15 protein-coding genes and 1 tRNA gene are annotated in these 17,027 nt (G+C 64.1%); 11 read left to right on the top strand and 5 right to left on the bottom strand.

Features of this window, described 5'->3' with window-relative positions:
- Positions 1-37: 37 nt before the first annotated feature.
- Entirely contained in the window at positions 38-1,396 is a 1,359-nt protein-coding gene (gene aroA, locus LB568_RS30545) for a 3-phosphoshikimate 1-carboxyvinyltransferase (RefSeq protein ID WP_224732117.1), read from the bottom strand.
- A gap of 206 nt (positions 1,397-1,602) precedes the next feature.
- Between aroA and LB568_RS30550 the strand changes: the two genes are divergently transcribed.
- A complete protein-coding gene (locus LB568_RS30550; protein ID WP_013891533.1) occupies positions 1,603-1,989 on the top strand; it encodes a TIGR02300 family protein in 387 nt (128 codons plus the stop codon).
- 173 nt (positions 1,990-2,162) lie between these two features.
- Positions 2,163-2,238, top strand: a tRNA-Ala gene (locus LB568_RS30555).
- A 279-nt stretch (positions 2,239-2,517) separates the two neighbouring features.
- On the opposite strand, the gene LB568_RS30560 is transcribed toward LB568_RS30555, so the two are convergent.
- The 4 genes from LB568_RS30560 to LB568_RS30575 all read right to left on the bottom strand — a co-directional run bounded on the left by LB568_RS30560 (position 2,518) and on the right by LB568_RS30575 (position 5,678).
- Complete coding sequence (locus LB568_RS30560; protein ID WP_013891531.1) at positions 2,518-2,757, bottom strand: hypothetical protein; 240 nt, start codon at positions 2,755-2,757, stop codon at positions 2,518-2,520.
- A gap of 175 nt (positions 2,758-2,932) precedes the next feature.
- Complete coding sequence (locus LB568_RS30565; protein WP_013891530.1) at positions 2,933-3,655, bottom strand: Crp/Fnr family transcriptional regulator; 723 nt, start codon at positions 3,653-3,655, stop codon at positions 2,933-2,935.
- Positions 3,656-3,775: 120 nt separating this feature from the next.
- Positions 3,776-4,924: a galactonate dehydratase gene (gene dgoD / locus LB568_RS30570; RefSeq protein ID WP_224732118.1), complete on the bottom strand. Its 1,149-nt coding sequence runs from the start codon at positions 4,922-4,924 to the stop codon at positions 3,776-3,778.
- A 7-nt stretch (positions 4,925-4,931) separates the two neighbouring features.
- On the bottom strand, positions 4,932-5,678 hold the full coding sequence (locus LB568_RS30575) for a FadR/GntR family transcriptional regulator (protein WP_140570544.1): 747 nt from the start codon (positions 5,676-5,678) through the stop codon (positions 4,932-4,934).
- A gap of 200 nt (positions 5,679-5,878) precedes the next feature.
- Between LB568_RS30575 and LB568_RS30580 the strand changes: the two genes are divergently transcribed.
- From LB568_RS30580 to sfnG, 9 genes are all read left to right on the top strand, one after another.
- Positions 5,879-6,868, top strand: a complete 990-nt coding sequence (locus LB568_RS30580; RefSeq protein ID WP_013891527.1) for an arabinose ABC transporter substrate-binding protein — start codon at positions 5,879-5,881, stop codon at positions 6,866-6,868.
- 70 nt (positions 6,869-6,938) lie between these two features.
- Positions 6,939-8,450 carry an L-arabinose ABC transporter ATP-binding protein AraG gene (gene araG, locus LB568_RS30585; protein WP_140570542.1) on the top strand — a complete coding sequence of 504 codons (1,512 nt, stop codon included), beginning with the start codon at positions 6,939-6,941 and terminating at the stop codon, positions 8,448-8,450.
- Between the two features lie 11 nt (positions 8,451-8,461).
- The gene (gene araH / locus LB568_RS30590) at positions 8,462-9,412 is read left to right on the top strand and encodes an L-arabinose ABC transporter permease AraH (protein WP_140570540.1); all 951 of its coding nucleotides are present in this window, start codon (positions 8,462-8,464) and stop codon (positions 9,410-9,412) included.
- Positions 9,413-9,436: 24 nt separating this feature from the next.
- Positions 9,437-10,216: an SDR family oxidoreductase gene (locus tag LB568_RS30595; protein WP_224732119.1), complete on the top strand. Its 780-nt coding sequence runs from the start codon at positions 9,437-9,439 to the stop codon at positions 10,214-10,216.
- Between the two features lie 15 nt (positions 10,217-10,231).
- Complete coding sequence (gene araD / locus LB568_RS30600) at positions 10,232-11,944, top strand: L-arabinonate dehydratase (RefSeq protein ID WP_224732120.1); 1,713 nt, start codon at positions 10,232-10,234, stop codon at positions 11,942-11,944.
- A gap of 11 nt (positions 11,945-11,955) precedes the next feature.
- A complete protein-coding gene (locus LB568_RS30605; protein WP_224732121.1) occupies positions 11,956-12,861 on the top strand; it encodes a dihydrodipicolinate synthase family protein in 906 nt (301 codons plus the stop codon).
- A 257-nt stretch (positions 12,862-13,118) separates the two neighbouring features.
- A complete protein-coding gene (gene ssuD, locus LB568_RS30610) occupies positions 13,119-14,291 on the top strand; it encodes an FMNH2-dependent alkanesulfonate monooxygenase (protein WP_224732122.1) in 1,173 nt (390 codons plus the stop codon).
- Complete coding sequence (locus LB568_RS30615) at positions 14,288-15,748, top strand: FAD/NAD(P)-binding protein (RefSeq protein ID WP_224732123.1); 1,461 nt, start codon at positions 14,288-14,290, stop codon at positions 15,746-15,748. Before ssuD ends, LB568_RS30615 begins: the two co-directional genes overlap by 4 nt.
- A gap of 165 nt (positions 15,749-15,913) precedes the next feature.
- Complete coding sequence (gene sfnG, locus LB568_RS30620) at positions 15,914-17,020, top strand: dimethylsulfone monooxygenase SfnG (RefSeq protein ID WP_140570528.1); 1,107 nt, start codon at positions 15,914-15,916, stop codon at positions 17,018-17,020.
- Positions 17,021-17,027: the final 7 nt, after the last annotated feature.

Raw genomic sequence — 17,027 nt, forward strand, 5'->3', positions numbered from 1 at the left:
GCCGACATCTCTGCTTGCTTCGCGCTTGCCATCAACCTTACCCGATCTCCGCGCCCAGTCCCTTCATCAGCCCCATGAATTCCGGGAAACTCGTCGAGATCATCGCCTGGTCGTCGATCGTCACCGGCTTTTCCGTCGCCAGCCCCATGACCAGGAAACTCATGGCGATGCGGTGGTCGAGATGGGTCTGCACCGTCGTATCCAACCCGTTGGGATGGCCGCCCAGCCCCTTTCCGCCCGGCTTGCCGCGCACGGCAAGCGAAGCCTCGCCCTCGGTGCAGTCGACGCCGTTGAGCTTCAGCCCGTTGGCCACCGCCGACAGCCGGTCGGATTCCTTCACCCGCAGTTCCTCCAGCCCCTGCATCAGCGTCTCGCCCTCGGCGAAGCTCGCCGCGACCGCCAGCACCGGATACTCGTCGATCATCGACGGCGCCCGCTCGGGCGGCACGGTGACGCCCTTGAGCTCGGAATAACGCACCCGCAGGTCGGCGACATCCTCGCCGCCGGCATTGCGCGGGTTGAGGATTTCGATGTTGCCGCCCATCTCCTGCAGCGTCAGCAGAAGGCCGGTGCGGGTCGGGTTCATCAGTACGTTTTCGATTGTGATGTCGGAACCCGGCACGATCAGTGCCGCCACCAGCGGGAAGCCGGCCGAGGACGGGTCGCCCGGCACCGCGATCGTCTGGCCGTGAAGCTTGCCCTGGCCTTCGATGAAGATGTGGCGCACGCCGCGCTCGTCGGTTTCGACCGACAGATTGGCGCCAAACCCCTTCAGCATCTTTTCGGTGTGGTCGCGTGTCATCACCGGCTCGATCACCGTGGTGATGCCGGGCGTGTTGAGGCCGGCGAGCAGCACCGCCGACTTCACCTGCGCCGAGGCCATCGGCACGCGGTAGGTGATCGGGGCGGCGTGCTTGGGCCCATGCAGCGTGATCGGCATGCGGTCGCCCGGCGTTGCCCTCAGCACCTGCACGCCCATCTGCCGCAGCGGCTCAAGCACGCGGCCCATCGGCCGGCCCGACAGCGAGGCATCGCCGATAAAGGTGGTTTCCATGTCATAGGTGCCGACGAGGCCCATGGTCAGCCGCGAGCCGGTGCCGGCATTGCCGAAATCGAGCGGGCCTTCCGGCTGCAGCAGCGCGCCGTTGCCCGTGCCGCGGATCACCCACTCGGTGCCGCGCTTTTCGATATGCGCGCCCATTGCCTTCATGGCCGCACCCGTGCGCATCACGTCTTCGCCTTCGAGCAGGCCGGTGATGCGGGTCTCGCCGGAGGCGAGGCCGCCGAACATGAAGGAGCGGTGCGAAATCGATTTGTCTCCCGGCACCCGTGCGGTGCCGGAAAGGGCTGACGATTTGCGGGCGGTGGCCGGCTTGGCAGCGGCGGCGTGAGACATGGAAATTCCCTGGACGGAGTGCCGGCGGGCCGGCGCTTTTCATTTGTTGCGGCGGTCTCGTATCACGGCGGGGCGAAATGGTCATCCCCATGGCCGTCACTTGGCGCGAGGCCTTTCAGGACTTGGTTTTGTGACGCCGGCTTTTCGCTTTGACAGCGCCCCAAACTGTGGTTAAGGGGACCACTCTTTTATTGACGAGGCTTGCCGTGGCAAAAAACGAACTTGGCACAAAGCGTATCGACCCTGAGACGGGTCGAAAATTCTACGACCTGAACAAGGACCCGATCGTCTCGCCCTATACGGGCAAGACCTATCCGCGTTCCTATTTCGAGGAAGGCAAGATCGCCGCCCTCGAGGAGGAAGAGGAAGTGGCCGAGAAGGAAGTGGACGCCGAGGACGAAGAGGGCGTTGAAGTCGTCTCGCTCGAAGAGGCCGACGAGGACGCCAAGGGCGACGATCTGCCCGATCTCGGCGACGACGAGGATGTCGACCTGGGCGACGACGAGGATGACACATTCCTTGCCGACGAAGAGGAAGAAGACGACGACGTCGCCGACATGATCGGCGTTGGCGACGACGACGACGAGGTCTGATCGGCCCTGGAATGCAAGTGTTTGCAGGCTTTCTCGGCCTGTGAACAAAAAGCCGGTACTCAAGGCTTGATATCTGGGAAAGGCGGGGTTAGAAGCCGCCTGCACTAACGGCGCGGTGTTCCAACCCGCGCCGGATCTCTTCGCCGGCAACGGCGCCGGTTGACTCCGGAAGTGGGGCCATAGCTCAGTTGGGAGAGCGCTTGAATGGCATTCAAGAGGTCGTCGGTTCGATTCCGATTGGCTCCACCAGTCACCTTCTAGGCCGCTGATTTTCCTATCGGTTTTCGATACGGCCAGGATCCTCCCGCGTCGAAATCGATCGCAAATCCAGCGCCGATCGCGCTTCGTGCAATGAGATCGTCAAGTTCCCAATCGGTAAGTTCGCAAAGCGGAAACATTCGCCTCACGGCGCGGTTCACCTCGGATATCGAAATGCTCGTGCTCTCGACATTGTCGATCAGGTGTCGGACGATCGCCAGTCGGACGTCCGACAAGGTAGGCGTCTCCACGGGCGCGGACATCTACGGCCTACGAATGGAGCCGTGGTGCTTTGGCCGTTCTTGCGTCGAAGGCGACGGGCACGCCATGAACGAAGGATGCGGCCGCCACCAGTTCCTCCAACTCGCGGTCGGTGGCCTTGCATGCCGGCATCAGTGTTCGGATGGCGCGGATCGCCTGCGCGATGGAGAGGAACCGGGCCCTTCCCCTGGAAAGGACATAGGCTTCGGCGGCTTTTTCAACAGTGATGGTGCGAAACGAATTGGTCATGAAGAATTCCTCCCTGAAACCCCGACCAATCCGATTTATGGCACGAATTCGACCGCCTTCAAGCCTATGTCCGGTAGCGAACAGTCGCTGCGAGCCGCTCAAAACCGCTGATGCTTTCGGGCGACCTGCTGAGGGGCTAGGGCACGTCGGCCGAACCCGTTTCAACCGGCATGCTTCAGGCTGCGGCCAGGCCGAAATAACGCTGCTCCTCCTCGCCGTAAGCGCCATGTGTGAGCTTTATCAACCCAGCGCGGTCGACGATCGTGATCTCGCCGCGCTTGGCGTGAACCAATCCTCGATATTCAAGCATTTGCAGGGCCGTGGTGACCCCGGGGCGGTGGGCGCCGAGCATGGTCGCCAGAAACTCATGCGTCAGGTAGATCTTGTCTCCTTCGGCGCGGTCATGGACCATCAGCAGCCAGCGGGCCAGGCGTTCCTCGATTTTCGAATGACCATTGACCAGCGCCGTCCGCGACGATTGGACGAGGAACGCGTGGGCATAGTCCAGGAGTGATGCGCGAAGGGACGGGCTTTCCGCAATCGCGGAGCGAAGGGTTTCAACCGGCAGGCGCCACCCATTGCCCGCGACCTGGATATAGGTCTCGGTGGCGGTGCTTTCCTGTCCGAGAATGACGGCAATTCCTGTCATCCCGTCATAGCCGATAATGCCGACTTCACTTTGCCGCCCGCCGGTCATGGTGGCGACCACCGACGCGATGCCCCTCTCGGGAAAATATACGTCCTTGATCGGCTGATGCGCGACCTCCAACTGGTCCTTGATGTCCAGTTCGACATGATGCAGCGATGGCCGCAAAAGCGCGAAGTCCTGCGAGGAGAGGGCCTTCAGCACCTGGTTGCGAAAGAGGGATTGGGGCAAGGCTCTCTCCCATACGGGCAAGAGCACGCACCTCTCACTGTCGGACGCATCCGAAGAACTGGCGGCCGATGCCGAAGCATAGGCCTTAAATGCGCGATTGCAAAGAAATAGCTGACCTGCCGAGACCGGCGATCTATCTCTTCACCACTCGGCGAAGGAGCCGTCCTTATGGCGCCAAATCGGATTGCGCCAGCGATGGCCTTCCTTGGCGCGCTCCTTGACATAGTCTTCGTCGATCTCGACGCCCAGGCCCGGCCCGTCGGGAATGGCGACATAGCCGTCCTCGTAGCAGAAGACGTCCTTGTTGGCGGCATAGTCGAGCAGGTCGTTGCCGGCGTTGTAGTGGATGCCGAGGCTCTGCTCCTGGATGAAGCAATTGTAGCTGACCGCGTCGAGTTGCAGGCAGGCGGCGAGCGCGATCGGCCCCAATGGGCAGTGCGGCGCCACCGCCACGTCATAGGCCTCAGCCATCGCCGCGATCTTGCGGCATTCGGTGATGCCGCCGGCGTGCGACAGGTCTGGCTGGATGATATCGACGACGCCTTGCTCGAATACCGACTTGAAGTCCCAGCGGCTGTAGAGCCGTTCGCCGAGCGCGATCGGGGTCGAGCCGAGGGCGGCGATCTCCTTCAGCGCTTCGCGGTTTTCGCTGAGCACCGGCTCCTCGATGAACATCAGCCGGTAGGGTTCGAGTTCCTTGACCAGGATGCGCGCCATCGGCCGGTGCACGCGGCCATGGAAATCGACGGCGATGCCGATGTTCGGCCCGACCGCCTCGCGCACCATGGCGACGCGCTCGACGGCGGCATCGATCTTGTCGTGGCTGTCGACGATCTGCAGTTCCTCGGTGCCGTTCATCTTCAGCGCCAGGAAGCCGCGCGCCACCACTTCCTTGGCGCCGGCAGCCACTTCCGCCGGCCGGTCGCCGCCGATCCAGGAATAGACCTTGATCGTGTCGCGCAATTTGCCGCCGAGCAGCTCATGCACGGGCACGCCGAGCGCCTTTCCCTTGATGTCCCACAGTGCCTGGTCGATGCCGGCGATCGCGCTCATCAGGATCGGCCCGCCGCGGTAGAACCCGCCGCGATGCATCACCGTCCAATGGTCCTCGATCAGGCGAGGATCCTTGCCGATGAGATAGTCGCCAAGCTCCTTCACGGCGGCCTCGACGGTCAGCGCCCGGCCCTCGACCACCGGCTCGCCCCAGCCAGTGACGCCGGCATCGGTCTCGATCTTCAGGAACAGCCAGCGCGGCGGCACGATGTAGGTGGTGAGCGATATGATTTTCATGCTGGTCTCAGTTGTTCTTGAGTTTCTTGGCGCTGACGAGGTCGCGCGCCGCAAGGTCGAGAATCCGGTTTGCGGCACTGCGTGCCGCCTCGGCGTCGCGCATGCGCAGCGCCTCGACCACCTCGCGGTGCGCGGCCACCGCCTCCATGCGCCGATCGAGCGAAATGGTCGCCGTCGCCTCCAGCGAGAATTTGAGCCCGGTGTCGATCAGATTGCCGATCTGCCGGAAGATCGGGTTGTGGCTCGCCGCATAAAGGATCTGGTGGAAGGCGATGTCGGAGCGCGAGAAGGTACCGAGGTCCTCGCCGGCGCCGGCCATGCCGCGCCACGCGGCTTCGAGATTGGCGATTTCCTGCAGTGTCGCGCGCGTGGCGGCAAGCTCGGCGACCAGCGGTTCGATGGCGCGGCGGGTTTCGAGTATGGCGTCGAACAGCTTGTCGTCGAGCGCATGCGGCGCGTGCCAGGCCAGCACCTGCGGGTCGATGATGTTCCAATCATCCTCGGTGCAGACGACGGTGCCGACACGCGGCCGCGACAGCACCAGCCCCTTGGCGGCCAACACCTTGAGGGCCTCGCGGATGACGGTGCGGCTGACGCCGTATTCGACGCCCAGTTCGTTTTCGGTCGGCAGCGAAGAGCCGGCCGGATAGCGCCCGGAAAAGATGTCGGAGGCAATCGCCTTCGTCACGTCGGGCATGACGCGCGGTCGGCGGGTAGCCGTGTCGCCTGGCGTCTTTTTCAAAATGTCGGTCACCTCAGCCCTCCTCCAAGGCGGCGAACCTGCTGGTTCGCGCAACCGGCCCGGCCTTACCGGATGCGGATGATTTGCGCCAGCGATCCCTGGTCAGAGCATGTAGCTTAATTGTCATACCAGATCAATTGACGAGTATGATAAAAACAATTAGAGACTCCAGCACCCGGGCTGAGCGCCCGGCCTATCGCTGGGAGGTAATCATGCGACTTTTGAAGACCGCGCTCGTCGCGGGCGCGCTTGCCGTGCTGTCCGTCACGACTATCGCTGCGTATGCTCAGGACACCAAGATCGGCTTTATCGTCAAACAGCCCGAGGAGCCTTGGTTCCAGGACGAATGGAAGTTCGCCGACCAGGCCGCCAAGGAAAAGGGTTTCACCCTGGTCAAGATCGGCGCCGAGGATGGTGAGAAGCTGATGTCGGCGATCGACAATCTCGGCGCCCAGGGTGCGCAGGGCTTCATCGTCTGCACCCCGGACGTCAAACTCGGCCCCGGCATCGTCGCCAAGGCCGCCGCCAACAATCTCAAGCTGATGACCGTCGACGACCGCCTCGTCGGTGCCGACGGCAAGGCGCTCGAAGACGTGCCGCATATGGGCATTTCGGCTACCAAGATCGGCGAGGCCGTTGGCCAGGCGATCGTCGACGAGATGAAGGCGCGCGGCTGGAAGGCCGACGAGGTCGGCGCCATCCGCGTCTCCTATGATCAGTTGCCGACCGCCGTCGATCGTGTCGAAGGTGCTATCTCGGTGCTGAAGGCGAACGGCTTCAAGGCCGAGAACATCTTTGACGCCCCGCAGGCCAAGACCGACACCGAGGCCGCGCTTAATGCCGCGACGGTAGTGCTCAATGCTCACGCCGACATCAAGAAATGGGTCTCCTTCGGTCTCAACGACGAGGCCGTGCTTGGCGCCGTGCGTGCCTCCGAAAGCGTCGGCATTCCCGCCGACGGCATGATCGGCGTCGGCATCGGCGGCGCGGATTCGGCGATCAACGAGTTCAAGAAACCGACCGCCACCGGCTTCGTCGGCACGGTGATCATCTCGCCGAAGCGCCACGGCTACGAGACGGCACTCAACATGTACGACTGGGTCGCCAACAACAAGGAACCGGAAAAGCTGATCCTGACCTCCGGTGCGCTGGCCAAGCGCGACGACTACCAGAAGGTCCGCCAGGGCCTCGGCATCGAATAATCCTCACTGTACAAACAGGCGGCGGCGCAACCCGCCGCCTGTTTGCCGTGGTTCAAAAGGATCGACGCCAGTGTCCTTTCTCGACTTCTCGCGCATCACCAAGACCTATCCGGGCGTCAAGGCGCTGTCGGACGTCTCGTTCGGCGTCGACAAGGGCGCCGTGCATGGCCTGATGGGCGAGAATGGCGCCGGTAAATCCACGCTGATCAAGATCCTGTCGGGCGACCAACATGCCGACGAGGGCGAGATCAGCATCGACGGCAAGGCCCAGGCCTACGCCTCGACAAGGGACGCCTTCGACAATGGCGTCATCGTCATCCACCAGGAACTGCAGCTCGTCCCCGAGCTCACCGTTGCCGAAAACCTCAGCCTCGGCCGCTTTCCCGCCAGTGCCGGCATCATCGCCGGCCGCAAGATGCTGGACGATGTCGGCGCCAAGCTGAAATCGGCCGGCATCGATATCGACATGCGCCGCAAGGTCAAGACGCTGTCCATCGGCGAACGCCAGATGGTCGAGATCGCCAAGGCGATCATGCTCGACGCGCGCGTCATCGCACTGGACGAGCCGACCTCGTCGCTGTCCTCGCGCGAAAGCGAAATCCTGTTTGCCCTGATCAACCGCCTGCGCGGCGAGGGCAAGGTCATCATCTATGTCTCGCATCGGCTGGACGAGGTGTTCCGCCTCTGCGACAGCCTGACCGTGCTGCGCGACGGCAAGCTCGCGGCGCATCATCCATCACTGAAAGGCGTCACCCGCGACCAGGTCGTCGCCGAAATGGTCGGCAGGGAAATCTCCGACATCTGGGGTTTTCGGCCGCGCGGATCGGGAGATGTCCGCCTGAAGGTCGAGGGGCTCTCCGGGGCCAAGCTCAAGACGCCGGCCAGCTTCGAGGCCCGTGCCGGCGAGATCGTCGGCTTCTTCGGCCTGATCGGCGCCGGGCGCTCGGAACTGATGCGGCTGGTCTTCGGCGCCGACCCGCGCTCGAGCGGTACTATCAGTGTCGACGGCAAGCTCGTCCGCGCCACCGATCCCCACGGCTCGATCCGGGCCGGCATCGTGCTGTGCTCCGAGGACCGCAAGCATGACGGCATTATCCAGGGTCGGTCGATCGAAGAGAACATCAACATCTCGTCGCGGCGCCATCACACGCGCTTCGGCGTGCTCGACCGCGCCAGCGAGATCGCCACCGCCGAGACCTTCATCAAGAAGCTCAAGGTGCGCACGCCCTCGCGCAGGCAGGACATCATCAACCTCTCCGGCGGCAACCAGCAAAAGGTCATCCTCGGCCGCTGGCTGTCGGAGCAGGGCGTGCGCGTCCTCATCGTCGACGAGCCGACACGCGGCATCGATGTCGGCGCCAAATCGGAAATCTACGAACTGCTCTACCAGCTTGCCGAGGACGGCATGGCGATCATCGTCATCTCGTCCGAACTGCCGGAAGTGATGGGCATTTGCGACCGCATCCTGGTGATGTGCGGCGGACGCATCAGCGCCGAACTTACGCGGGACCAGTTCGCCGAGAGGGCGATCCTGGCCGCGGCACTCCCCGACAAGAAAACCCCCGACGCGATCGCATCCTGAGGACTTTTGCCATGACCGGCCAGTTGAAAAAAATCCTGCTCGGCGAACAGGGCCTCGTCGTCATCTTCGTCGTCGCCTTCGCGTTGGTGTCGCTGCTGGTGCCGAACTTCCTCACCGACCGCAACATGCTCGGCCTTTTGCAGTCGGTAGTCACCGTCGGCATCGTCGCCTGCACTATGATGTTCTGCCTGGCGGCGCGCGACTTCGACCTGTCGGTGGGCTCGATCGTCGCCTTCGCCGGCATGGTCGCGGTGATGGCATCGAACTACACCGGCTCGATCCTGCTTGGCCTGCTGGCGGCAATCGCCTGCGGCGCCTTCGTCGGCTTCATCAATGGCGTCGTCATCGCCAAATTCCGCATCAACGCACTGATCACGACACTTGCCACCATGCAGATCGTGCGCGGCCTTGCGCTGATTGCGTCCGACGGCCGCGCCGTCGGCATCAACAGCCCGGATTTCTACCAGCTCGCGCTGTCGAAACTGCTCGGCATACCGACGCCGATCTGGGTGCTGGCCGTGCTCTTCGGCATCTTCGGCTTCGTCTTGAACCGCACTGTTTTCGGGAAGAACACGCTGGCCATAGGCGGCAATCCGGAGGCGTCACGGCTGGCTGGTGTCAATGTCGACCGGACACGCATCTGGATCTTCGCGCTGCAGGGCGTCGTCTGCGGCATCGCCGGCATCCTCTTGGCCTCGCGCATCACTTCGGGTCAGCCCAATGCGGCGGTCGGCTTGGAGCTTTCGGTCATCTCGGCCTGCGTGCTCGGCGGCGTTTCGCTTGCCGGCGGCCGCGCCACCATGTCGGGCGTTATCGTCGGCGTGCTGATCATGGGCATCGCCGAGAACGCCATGAACCTGCTTAACATCCCGGCCTTCTACCAGTACATCGTGCGCGGTGTGATCCTGCTGCTCGCCGTGCTGCTAGACAATCTGCGTTCGTCGGCACTCGGCCGGCGTTGACCGACTTCACGTGGAGTGACAGCGATGGCTGAGCGCCTGTCCGGCAAACGCATCTTCCTCACCGGTGCCGCGCAAGGCATCGGGCTTGCCATCGCCGAGGCCTGCCTTGCGGAGGGCGCAAGACTGTTCCTGGTCGATCGCGACGGCGCGCTGCTCGACAAGACCGTCGCCGGGCTCGCCGCTTCGCAGGGCCATGTCGGTCATCAAGCTGCCGACATCAGCGACGGGGCGGCGATCGCCGCCGCGGTCGGACAAGCAGGCGACGAGATCGGCCCGATCAACGCGCTGATCAACAATGCCGGGATGAATGTATTCTCCACCCCGCTCGATGCGACCGAGGAAGAGTGGAACCGCAATTTCGATGTCAACGTCAAGGGCGCCTGGAACTGCAGCAAGGCGGTGCTGCCGGGAATGATCGCGAGCGGCGGTGGCGCCATCCTCAACATCGCCTCGACCCACGGCTTCACCATCATTCCGCACACCTTCCCCTATCCCGTCGCCAAGCACGCGCTGCTCGGCCTGACCAAATCGCTGGCGCTGGAATACGCGGCGCAAGGCGTGCGCGTGAACGCGCTGGCGCCCGGCTATGTCGAGACGCAGAAGGCGATCGACTACTGGAACGGTTTTGCCGACCCGGTGGCGGCGCGCGCCAAAACGCTCGCGCTGCATCCCGGTGGCCGCATCGCGTCGGTGCGCGAGATCGCGCTGGCGGCGGTGTTCATGATTTCCGACGAGTGCCCGTTCATGAATGCGGCAACCCTCGTCGTCGATGGCGGGCTCAGCCAGTTGCAGCACCCCGCCTGAACGTCGGGAAAAGCCATGACCAAGAGAAGATCGCAGCACTGGTTCGGCGGTAATGGCAAGGATGCCTTTATCCACCGTAGCTGGATGAAGAACAACGGCCTGCCCGACGACGCTTTCGACGGCCGCCCGGTGATCGGCATCTGCAACACATTCTCTGAATTCACCCCGTGCCATGTCCATTTCCGCGGCCTGATCGAGCACATCAAGGCCGGTGTACTCGAAGCCGGCGGGCTGCCGCTGGAATTTCCCGTCTTCTCCTGCGGCGAATCCAATCTGCGGCCGACGGCGATGCTGTTTCGCAACCTCGCCTCGATGGATGTCGAGGAGGCGATCCGCGGCAATCCGATGGATGGCGTCGTGCTGATGGCCGGCTGCGACAAGACCACGCCGTCGCTGGTGATGGGTGCGGCCTCCTGCGACCTGCCGTCGATCGTCATTTCCGGCGGGCCGATGCTCAACGGCCGCTTCCAGGGCCGCGAGATCGGTTCGGGCACGGATGTGTGGAAATTCTCCGAGGATGTCCGCGCCGGGGTGATGAGCGAACAGGATTTCGCCAATGCCGAAAGCGCCATGTCGCGCTCGCCCGGCCACTGCATGACCATGGGCACCGCCTCCACCATGGCCTCGATGGTCGAGGTGCTCGGCCTGGCGCTGCCCGGCAATGCCGCCTATCCCGCCGTCGACGCGCGCCGCAGCCGCATCGCCCGCATGACCGGGCGACGCATCGTCGAGATGGTCAATGAGGATCTGCGCCCGTCTGCCATCCTGACGAGGCAAGCCTTCGCCAACGCCATCCGCGTCAATGGCGCCATCGGCGGCTCGACCAATGCGGTCGTCCACCTGCTCGCCATCGCCGGCCGCGTCGGTACGGAGCTGACGCTCGACGATTGGGATGCCTTTGGCCGCGACGTGCCGACCATCCTCGACCTGATGCCGTCCGGCCGCTTCCTGATGGAGGATTTCTGCTACGCTGGCGGCATTCCGGCGGTGATGAAAGAGATCGCGGACATGCTCGATCTCGACGCCCTGACAGTCACCGGCAAGTGCGTGCGCGAGAATATCGCAGGCGCCCAAAACCATAATACCGAGGTGATCCGGCCGCGTGACAAGGCGCTGACGCAGCACGGTGGCATCGCCGTGCTGCGCGGCAATCTGGCTCCCGACGGTGCCATCATCAAACCGTCGGCCGCATCGCCGGCCCTGATGAAGCATCGCGGCCGCGCCGTCGTCTTCGAGGACATCGACGACTACAAGGCGCGCGTCGACGATCCCGCGCTCGATATCGACGAGACCTCGATCATGGTGCTCAGGAATTGCGGCCCCAAAGGCTATCCCGGCATGGCCGAGGTCGGCAACATGGCGCTGCCCCAAAAACTCCTGAAGCAGGGCGTCCGCGACATGATCCGCATTTCCGACGCCCGCATGTCCGGCACCGCTTTCGGCACGGTGGTGCTGCATGCGGCGCCCGAAGCCGCCGTCGGTGGCCCGCTGGCGCTGGTCAGGAGCGGCGACATCATCGAGCTCGATGTCGAAGCGCGAAGGTTGCACCTCGACGTGTCGGAACAGGAGCTGGCAAGACGGCGGATAGGCTGGGCTCCCCCGGAGCCAGCAATGCGCGGCGGCTACCAGGGCCTCTATGTCGACCATGTCCTGCAGGCGGACCGTGGTGCCGATCTTGATTTCCTGGTGGGCAGCCGTGGCCATGCCATTCCCCGCGAAAGCCATTGAGGTCGACGAGGATGGCGAATTTCCAGCCGGATGATCTCCATGGCATTCACGCCATCCTCTACGCACTGTTCGACGAGAACGAACGGCTGGACCGCGCGGCGATGCGCAGCCAGGTCGAGATCTGCCTGGCTACCGGCGTGCATGGCATGGCGGCACTCGGCCTCGCTACCGAAGTCGCCAAGCTAACCGAGGCCGAGCGCCGGACGGTCATGGATTGGACGGCTGAAGACACTGCCGGCAAGGTGCCGCTCGCCTTCACCATCTTCGGCGCTTCGGTGGCCGAGCAGATATCGCAGGTTCGCCATGCCGAAAGCGTCGGCGCCGACTGGGTGATCCTGCAGCCGCCGCCTGGCGGATCTTACGGGGCGCTCGAATACATCCGCTTCTTTGGCCGTGTCGCCGAGGCGACCGACCTGCCGGTGGCGATCCAGAACGCGCCCGCCTTTTTCGGCCGTGGTCTGACATCGGATGAAATCCGCGACCTCGTCACGCTGCATCCCAACATCAGGCTGATCAAGGGCGAGGGGCCGGTCACCGACATTGCCGGCCTGATCGAGCGCACCGAGGGCCGGATTCCCGTTTTCAATGGGCGTGGCGGGCTGGAACTGATCGACAATTTCCGCATCGGCTGCCGTGGCATGATCCTGGCGCCGGATTGCGTGGACTATGCCGTACGCGCCTGGAAGGCGTTCCGCGCCGGAAACGAAGCGATAGCCGAGGCTGAGTATGCTAAAATGCTGCCGGCGGCGGTTTTCGTCATGCAGGGCATCGAGAACTTGATCTGCTACGGCAAGCGGCTGTTTGGCGCCCGCACCGGCATCCCGATACATGATCGCGCGCCGGCGATGCGGCCCAATGAGACTGGTCTCGCTATCGTCGAGCGCTTCGCGGCAGGCCTTGGTCGATTGCCGGGCTAGAACGGCCGCCATCGGTAGCGGGGTCGCTGCCGTGATGCTCCGAATAGGCGAAGAACCGGGGTACATCAGCCTGGGTGCGAGCTAGCGCAGAAAATTTCTAATAATCTCGTCGGAATTGGAATAAACTAACTCTACAGAATTTATAGAATAAGCAATCTGTACCGGCGATCTGGCTTTCCCGGACAGGACCACGCCATGCCCACTTCCTTGCGCCCGCTCTCAGCCTGCCGCCGTCGCCCGCGCGTGGGAGGCAGGCCATGACGGCTGATGTCCCCGACCGCATCAAGGTGCTCTGGTTCCTGCCGACACATGGCGACAGCCGCTACCTCGGCACGACGGAAGGCGGCAGGGCTGTCGACCTGCCCTATCTGACGCAAGTGGCCAAGGCCGCCGACACGCTGGGCTATTACGGCGTGCTGTTGCCGACCGGCCGGGCCTGCGAGGATTCCTGGGTGATCGCCTCGGCGCTGGCGCCGCTCACCGAGCGGCTGCGTTTTCTCGTCGCCGTGCGGCCCGGCCTGCAGTCGCCGACGCTCGCCGCGCGCATGACCGCCACGCTCGACCGCATCTCCAGCGGCCGCCTGCTGATCAACGTCGTCACCGGCGGCGACCCGCTGGAGAACAAGGGCGACGGCATCTTTCTCTCGCATGCCGAACGCTACGAGGTGACGCAGGAATTCCTGCGCATCTACAAGCGCGTGCTGAGCGGCGAAACGGTCGAGCATCAGGGCAAGCATTTCCGCATCGAGGATGGCCGCCTGTTGTTCCCGCCGGTGCAAACGCCATATCCGCCGCTCTATTTCGGCGGCTCGTCCGATGCCGGCTCCGTGGTGGCGGCGCAGGAGATCGACAAATATCTGACCTGGGGCGAACCGCCGACCGATGTCGAGCGCAAGCTGGACGCCGTGCGCGAACTGGCCGAAAAGGCCGGCCGCAAGCTCTCCTTCGGCATTCGCCTGCATGTCATTGCCCGCGAGACGACCGAGCAGGCCTGGGCCGCGGCGGACAGCCTGATTAGCCGGCTCGACGACGCCACGATCGCCTCGGCGCAGAAGGTGTTTGCCCGCATGGATTCGGTCGGCCAGGCGCGCATGAGCGCGCTGCATGGCGGCAGCCGCGACAGGCTGGAGATCGCGCCCAATCTCTGGGCCGGCGTCGGCCTGGTGCGCGGCGGTGCCGGAACCGCCCTTGTCGGCGATCCGGACACGATTGCCGAGCGGATCGACGAATATCGGCGCCTCGGCATCGACGCCTTCATCCTGTCCGGCTACCCGCATCTTGAAGAAGCCTATCGTTTCGGCGAACTGGTGCTGCCGAAACTGCCAACCGATCACCCGGTCAAATCGGCCGGCTCATCCGTCAACACCGGGCCATTCGGCGAAACCATTGCCGGCGACCACCGCCCGAAGTCGCTCGCCAGCGCCTCGTGAACGCGCTACCCCAATCCCGCCGGCTACGCGTCGCCATCATCGGCGGCGGCTTTTCCGGCGCTGCGGTCGCCTGGCATCTGGCGCAATTGCCCTGGTTCGAACGTCTGTCGATTTCCGTGATCGAGCCGCGACCGGCGCTTGGCGGAGGCCTCGCCTATTCCGGCGCGGAGCCGGCGCATCGGGTCAATGTCCCGGCGATCAGGATGAGCATGGCTCCGGACGATCCGCAGCACTTCGCACGCTGGTTGACCGACAGTGGCGAACTCGAGCGCGATACCGACGCCGTCTGGAAGAATGGCGACGCCTATCCGCGCCGGCGCGTGTTCGGCCGCTACGTCGCCGAGCATCTGGCGCCCTGGCTCGGTTCGGGCGTGGTCCGTCATGTCCAAGGTCTTGCCACGCGCGTGACCCGTGACGCGGATGGCGCTGGCTGGTCCGTGCACACTTCCGGCGGCCCGGTCGCAGCCGACATTGTCGTTCTGGCGGCGACGCATCTGCCGCCTGGAATTCCGGCCGCGCTGGCCTCCCTGGCCGAAGCGCCGGGTTTCGTCGCCGACCCATACGCCGCTTCCGCTCTTGCCCATATCGGACGGGAAGCGTCGGTGCTGATTGTCGGTTCCGGATTGAGCTCGGCCGACACGGTGGCCGAACTCGATCGCCGCGGCCATCGCGGCCGCATCCTGGCGTTGTCGCGCCGCGGGTTGCGCTCGCGCGGCCATCCTGACGTCAGGGGCGAGCCCTTCGGCGACTTTGCGTCATCGCCGGCCGCAACGGCGCTTGGCCTGCTGAAGACTATTCGCGCCACGCTGGCGGCGGCGCGAGCCGCCAATGTCAACTGGCAGTCGGTCTTCGACCAATTGCGGCTGCAGGGACCCGTGCTGTGGGCAGCGCTTGCACCGCGTGAGCGGGCAAGGCTGGTCCGCCAGTTGCGCGTGTTCTGGGACGTGCATCGCTTCAGGATCGCACCGCAGGTGGCGGCGGTGCTGGATCGCCGTCAGGCCGCCGGCACCTACGAAACCGTTGCCGCCAGGCTTGTCGCCTCGAACCATGAGGATGACGGCCCGGCGGTCAGCTTCCAGCGGCGCGGACGGACGCGGATCGAAACGGTGCGCTTCGATGCCGTCATCAACACGACTGGCCCGGCGCATGGGCAAGCCCTTCGGCTCAACCCGGCGCTGCGCTCCTTGGCCGAAGCCGGGCTGATCAGGGCTGACGCATACGGGCTGGGTATCGAGACCAGCCTCGATAGCCGCGCCATCGGCCGGGACGGCAAGGCGGTCGCCACGCTTTTCGTAGCCGGCCCGCTGGCTCGGGGCACGTTTGGCGAGCTCATGGGCCTGCCGGAGGTGGCCCGTCACGCCCAGACGGTTGCCAGGGAGATCGCAAGGCTGCTGGACACGGTCCCGTCAGCCGAGACGATCGGCGTCGATGCGGACAGCGTTGCCGCGGCCCACTGACGGCCGGAAGCCGGTTTGACCGGGAAAATTGGTATTTCCGTCCCAGGAGGGCTCCAAAAACGGAAAATCCTTCTTTGTATATAAATTCCATAAACATAATAAATATTGGGGAAAGCCGGCGCCGACCGGACCGATCAACGACACTGCCTGAATGGGAGACAGTTCATGGCACACGCAGACACCGACGCGCTCAAATTCGCCTATTGGGTGCCCAATGTTTCGGGCGGCCTGGTGATCTCCAACATCGAGCAGCGCACCAACCATTCGGCCGAATACAACCGCAAGCTGGCGCAGATCGCCGAGAAGGCCGGCTTCGACTATGCGCTCAGCCAGATCCGTTTCACCGCCGGCTACGGCGCCGACGAGCAGCATGAATCGGTAGCCTTCAGCCATGACCTGCTCGCCGCCACCACGACGCTGAAGGTCATCGCCGCGATCCTGCCCGGCCCGTGGAATCCAGCGCTGGCAGCAAAGCAGATCGCCACCATCAGCTATCTGACCAATGGCCGTGTCGCCATCAACCTCGTCTCCGGCTGGTTCCGTGGCGAGTTTCACGCCATTGGCGAGCACTGGCTTGACCATGACGAGCGCTACCGCCGCTCGGAGGAGTTCATCCGCGCGCTGCGCGGAATATGGACCGAAGACAGTTTCACCTTCCGCGGCGATTTCTATCGCTTCAACGAATATTCGCTGAAGCCGAAACCGCCGCGGCCGCTGCCCGAAATCTTCCAGGGCGGTTCATCGCGTGCCGCGCGCGACATGGCATCGCGTGTCTCGGACTGGTACTTCACCAACGGCAACACACCGGCCGAGATCGCCAAGCAGGTCGAAGACCTCAGGACCAAGGCGAAGGCCAACAGCCATTCGGTCAAGGTCGGCGTCAACGCCTTCGCCGTCGTCCGCGAAACCGAGGACGAAGCCAAGGCGGTGCTTGCCGAAATCATCGCCAAGGCCAACCCCGAAGCGGTCAATGCCTTTGGCCACGAGGTCAAGAATGCCGGCAAGGCCTCGCCGGAAGGCGAGGGCAATTGGGCGAAATCCTCCTTCGACGATCTGGTCCAGTACAATGACGGCTTCCGCTCGAACCTGATCGGCACGCCGAGACAGGTCGCGGAGCGCATCGTCGACCTGAAGCGCGCCGGCGCCGATCTCATCCTGCTCGGCTTCCTGCACTTCCAGGAGGAGGTCGAGTATTTCGGCAAGCATGTCATTCCGCTCGTACGCGAGCTGGAAGACGCCGAACAGGCAGCGTCACTGGCAGCAGCAGAATAGTCATCCC

The sequence above is a fragment of the Mesorhizobium sp. B263B2A genome (genome assembly GCF_020165775.1).
Taxonomy (GTDB): domain Bacteria; phylum Pseudomonadota; class Alphaproteobacteria; order Rhizobiales; family Rhizobiaceae; genus Mesorhizobium; species Mesorhizobium opportunistum.